The organism is Acinetobacter sp. R933-2 (assembly GCF_030325485.1).
Lineage (GTDB): Bacteria > Pseudomonadota > Gammaproteobacteria > Pseudomonadales > Moraxellaceae > Acinetobacter > Acinetobacter sichuanensis.
In genome coordinates this window covers 1-3,318 of record NZ_JACAIJ010000043.1, presented here as the reverse complement: position 1 = coordinate 3,318, position 3,318 = coordinate 1, and the positions used below count along the sequence as shown (strand labels likewise).

4 protein-coding genes are annotated in these 3,318 nt (G+C 45.5%); all 4 read left to right on the top strand.

The window, feature by feature from the left end; translation table 11 throughout:
- Positions 1-97: 97 nt before the first annotated feature.
- Entirely contained in the window at positions 98-691 is a 594-nt protein-coding gene (locus tag HX005_RS19430) for a phage lytic cycle repressor MrpR family protein (RefSeq protein WP_205779272.1), read from the top strand.
- A 189-nt stretch (positions 692-880) separates the two neighbouring features.
- On the top strand, positions 881-2,047 hold the full coding sequence (locus tag HX005_RS19425) for a tetracycline-inactivating monooxygenase Tet(X3) (protein WP_024160783.1): 1,167 nt from the start codon (positions 881-883) through the stop codon (positions 2,045-2,047).
- A 148-nt stretch (positions 2,048-2,195) separates the two neighbouring features.
- A complete protein-coding gene (locus tag HX005_RS19420; RefSeq protein WP_001366550.1) occupies positions 2,196-2,933 on the top strand; it encodes a recombinase family protein in 738 nt (245 codons plus the stop codon).
- Positions 2,930-3,154 carry a hypothetical protein gene (locus HX005_RS19415; protein WP_000743213.1) on the top strand — a complete coding sequence of 75 codons (225 nt, stop codon included), beginning with the start codon at positions 2,930-2,932 and terminating at the stop codon, positions 3,152-3,154. Before HX005_RS19420 ends, HX005_RS19415 begins: the two co-directional genes overlap by 4 nt.
- Positions 3,155-3,318 lie beyond the last annotated feature (164 nt).

Genomic DNA, 3,318 nt, shown 5'->3' with positions numbered 1-3,318 from the left:
GGTAAGCAGAGTTTTTGAAATGTAAGGCCTTTGAATAAGACAAAAGGCTGCCTCATCGCTAACTTTGCAACAGTGCCAGTTTTATTACGAACGTGTTTTGGGTGGACAACGGAAAACATATTTCATCGAAAGACCAAAAAAAGAAAAAACACTTCCTGTTGTGATGAGTGAAGAAGAAACCATTCGGGTACTACGCGCTATTGAAAACGTGAAACACAAGGCTATTCTGATGACTATTTATTCGGCAGGTTTGCGCATTTCTGAATGTATAAACCTGAAAATAAAAGACATTGACTCCAAGCGCATGCAAATTCGTATAGAACAGTCAAAAGGAAAAAGAGATCGTTATACCATTTTATCTGAGAAAACATTAATTATTTTAAGAACATACTTTATGGAATATAAACCAAAAGATTATTTATTTGAAGGTCAAAAAGGTGGCGCATACTCAAGCCGAAGTATTCAAAACATTTTTAAAGCAGCTGTTTTAAAAGCAAAGATTCAAAAGGAAGTTACTGTACATACCTTACGACATAGCTTTGCAACGCATTTGCTTGAGAATGGTACGAGTTTACGTTATATTCAATCGTTGTTAGGTCATTCAAGCAGTAAAACAACTGAGGTTTATACACATATTACCACCAAGGGAATGGAACAATTAAAAAGTCCGATGGATTTGTTAGATATATAGAAAGGATTTGTATATTTGAGCAAAACTTAACAAAAAGCACTATGAATATAAATCCTTTTGAGAGAGTAGAAACGAACGGTAAACGGTTGAAAACGGATTTGTCACTGATAATGAAAGGTTTAGCAAAATAAGATATAGTGGATATATACGCCATTTGGCGTATAGCCACTTGTTATGTGCCATTTTTGAATGACAATGCGAATAGATACGGACAAACAAATGAATTTACTTAGTGATAAGAACGTTGCAATAATTGGTGGTGGACCCGTTGGACTGACTATGGCAAAATTATTACAGCAAAACGGCATAGACGTTTCAGTTTACGAAAGAGACAACGACCGAGAGGCAAGAATTTTTGGTGGAACCCTTGACCTACACAAAGGTTCAGGTCAGGAAGCAATGAAAAAAGCGGGATTGTTACAAACTTATTATGACTTAGCCTTACCAATGGGTGTAAATATTGCTGATGAAAAAGGCAATATTTTATCCACAAAAAATGTAAAGCCCGAAAATCGATTTGACAATCCTGAAATAAACAGAAATGACTTAAGGGCTATCTTGTTGAATAGTTTAGAAAACGACACGGTTATTTGGGATAGAAAACTTGTTATGCTTGAACCTGGTAAGAAGAAGTGGACACTAACTTTTGAGAATAAACCGAGTGAAACAGCAGATTTGGTTATTCTTGCCAATGGTGGAATGTCGAAAATAAGGAGCTTTGTTACCGACACGCAAGTTGAAGAAACCGGTACTTTCAACATCCAAGCTGATATTCTTCAACCGGAAATAAACTGTCCCGGATTTTTTCAGCTATGCAACGGCAACCGATTAATGGCGGGACATCAGGGCATTTTATTGTTTGCCAATCCCAATAATAATGGTGCATTGTATTTAGGAATTAGTTTTAAAACGCCCGATGAATGGAAAAATAAAATTCCCTTAGATTTTCAGGACAGAAACAGCGTTGCCGATTTTTTATTGAAAAGATTTTCCAAATGGAGTGAAGTTTACAAACAATTAATACGTTCGGTATCAACATTTCAATGCTTGCCCACAAGGAAATTTCCTTTGAACAATGATTGGAAAAGTAACCGTCCATTACCCATAACAATGATTGGCGATGCTGCTCATTTGATGTCGCCTTTTGCAGGACAGGGTGTAAATACGGGATTATTGGATGCTTTGATATTGTCTGAAAACCTTACAAACGGAGAATTTACAAGTATTGAAAATGCCATCGAAAACTACGAACAACAAATGTTTGTTTATGCAAAAGATACGCAGGACGAATCGACAGAAAACGAAACCGAAATGTTTAGTCCCAATTTTTCGTTTCAAAAATTATTGAATCTATAAACAGTAAGAAAAAACGGCTACTAACAAGCAGTTTTGCAATAGTGGGGCAGAAGTGCAAAATTGAACTTGTGTGCTTCTATCAACTTTTGTACATTAGCTGCCAGTTTAAGATGGGTGCATTTGAGTATGCCCAAAGGAGCCCGCAAGTATGCGCAGGACGAAGCCAGTAGCCGCGCCGATGGTGGCGCGGGTCTATCTGCGCGTCAGCACCGACGCGCAGGACTTGGAACGCCAAGAGGCGATCACTACGGCCGCGAAGGCCGCCGGCTACTACGTCGCCGGCATCTACCGTGAGAAGGCATCCGGCGCACGCGCCGACCGGCCTGAGCTGCTGCGCATGATCGGCGACCTACAGCCCGGCGAGGTGGTCATTGCCGAGAAGATCGACCGCATCAGCCGCCTACCTTTGCCCGAGGCCGAGCGCCTGGTGGCCTCGATACAGGCCAAAGGCGCACGCCTGGCCGTCCCTGGCGTGGTCGATCTATCCGACCTGGCGGCCGAGGCCCAGGGCGTCGCCAAGATCGTGCTGGAAGCCGTGCAGATCATGCTTTTTCGCCTGGCCTTGCAGATGGCCCGCGACGACTACGAGGACAGGCGCGAACGCCAGCGCCAAGGCATTGAGTTGGCCCGCCAGGCCGGGCGGTACAAGGGCCGCCGTGCTGATCCGAAGCGCCGCGCCCAAGTTGTCGCGCTGCGCAAGTCCGGCTACAGCATCAACAAGACCGCCGAGCTGGCCGGGTACAGTGCGGCCCAGGTGAAACGGATATGGGCCGAGGTCAGCCAGGCCGAAGCGAAGCAGCACGGCGCGTTCGTGGAGGACGCATTGACGGAAGCCGATGCCCTGGCCGCTGTCGGCCAGGATGAGCGCCAGGAGGAAAGGGCATGAAGAAGCCGAACCAAGACGACGAGCCGTTTTTCATCACCGAGGAGATTGCGGCCGAAATGATCGCCGGCGGCTATGAGTTCGAGCTGCCGCCCATTCCTTGCACCATCCGCCTACGCGACGTGCTGGAGCGCATGACCGATGCTGAGCTAGCATTGCAGCCGGGCGAGATCGCCGACCAGGAGCGTGAACGCTGCCGGCGCAAGCCGTGTTCAACCTCATGATCTGGTCATGGTATTTTTCATGGCACTGAGCCTGATAGTTCTTGCAAATTGTTGTCACTAAAGGGTTTTGTGTGCTTGTTTACAATCGAGTGGGAGTGACGGGCACTGGCTGGCAATGTCTAGCAACGGCAGGCATTTCGGCTGAGGGTAAAAGAACTTTCCGC